Genomic DNA, 1,333 nt, shown 5'->3' on the forward strand with positions numbered 1-1,333 from the left:
TGACATCCTCCCCGCCCTAAAGGGCGAGGATTCCCGAGCGTTGGGATATTAAGGTTCGCAACTCACCTGTTCCCTCGGGTGGAACGATCCTGAGGTTTGATTGAACAAGCGAACTGCTGGCCGTGCCAAGCGGCCGTTACTCATATCCTCCGTCGGAGGACTCTGAGTTATCTTTCTCCGAATGTTCACCGCACCATTCACGTCCGCGTTCATCGTCGCACCGCACGACTCGCAGACGTACAAGCCACGCTCCACGCGGTTGGCGTCTCGCTTCCGGCCACAGCACGAACACGTCTTGCTCGTGTTCTGCTCTGAAACGCGGTTTACGAGGATGCCGTGTTCCTCTGCTTTGTACTCCAAGAGCGTCGTGAAACGGTCGAACTCCCAACCGTGGAGTTTCTTGTTCCCACGCTTGCCCCAGTTCCGAACCTCGCCGTCCTCGTCCTCGAGAATCTTGCTCAAGTCACCGATGGCGATGCGACCGACCTCGTGGTCGATGCACCGCTCTACGATGTGTTTGGCGAGGGCGTGGAGGAAGTGGTCTTTCCGACGCGAGAGTTTCTGTCGGGCGCGGAGCGCACGGCGTGATGGGCCGTTCTCACCCTCGGTATCGTACTCATCGCGGGTGAAGTAGTGCTTGTCCTGTTTCAACACGTTCCCCGGATACAGCTCCGCATCACCGTCGTCGTAGGCGATGGCAAGGTAGTTGTTGATCCCGAGGTCGATACCTGCGGTGTTGTCACCAGGAGCGTCTTCTGTGCGTATCTCGACTTTACAGACGATGTGGAGTTCCCAACGGTCGCCGTTCCACACGGCGCGTACTTGCTGGATGTTCTCCACAGTCACGTCCGGTCGCGTCTCGTACTCACAGAGGATGAAGTCAGAGCGGTGGTTCTTCAAATTGAAACCCTTGCTCAGACGAAGTTGGTTGTGTTTGGAATCGTGCTTGATGCCGTTCTGCTTCCACGTTACGGTGGAGCGTGGGTGTTCGTCGCCGTGTTTGCGGTAGCCGGGTGGGTTGGCGTTCTCGTCTCCGCGTTGGCGTGCTTTGTACCAACTGGTGAACGACTCAGCAAGCTCTTCGAGAACTCGCTGACTTGACTGAGAATGGAGGTCACTGTATCGTTCGTGTTCCTTGAGTTCGGATTTGAGTTCGCCGTCGTCGGGGATTTCTCCGTCTTCGTCCCATCGGCCTTGCGTGTAGTACCTGGCGACGTTCCACAGTTTCGACGCGGAGAACCCACAGTCATCGAGGTCGTCACTCACCTGAGAGTGGTTGGCGATTTTCGCTCGATAGGTGCGGGTTGTCTCCAGCATCGGACTGTGTTCATAA

Annotated in this window: 1 protein-coding gene; it reads right to left on the bottom strand. The window is 56.9% G+C overall.

Features of this window, described 5'->3' with window-relative positions; genetic code table 11:
- Positions 1-48: 48 nt before the first annotated feature.
- Positions 49-1,317, bottom strand: a complete 1,269-nt coding sequence (locus NOW55_RS20520) for an RNA-guided endonuclease InsQ/TnpB family protein (protein WP_256402009.1) — start codon at positions 1,315-1,317, stop codon at positions 49-51.
- Positions 1,318-1,333: the final 16 nt, after the last annotated feature.

The sequence above is a fragment of the Haloarchaeobius litoreus genome, assembly GCF_024495425.1.
Taxonomy (GTDB): domain Archaea; phylum Halobacteriota; class Halobacteria; order Halobacteriales; family Natrialbaceae; genus Haloarchaeobius; species Haloarchaeobius litoreus.

Coding starts and splice junctions, on each gene's coding strand:
- NOW55_RS20520 (WP_256402009.1), bottom strand. CDS start 1,317: ATGCTGGAGACAACCCGCACCTATCGAGCGAAAATCGCCAACCACTCT.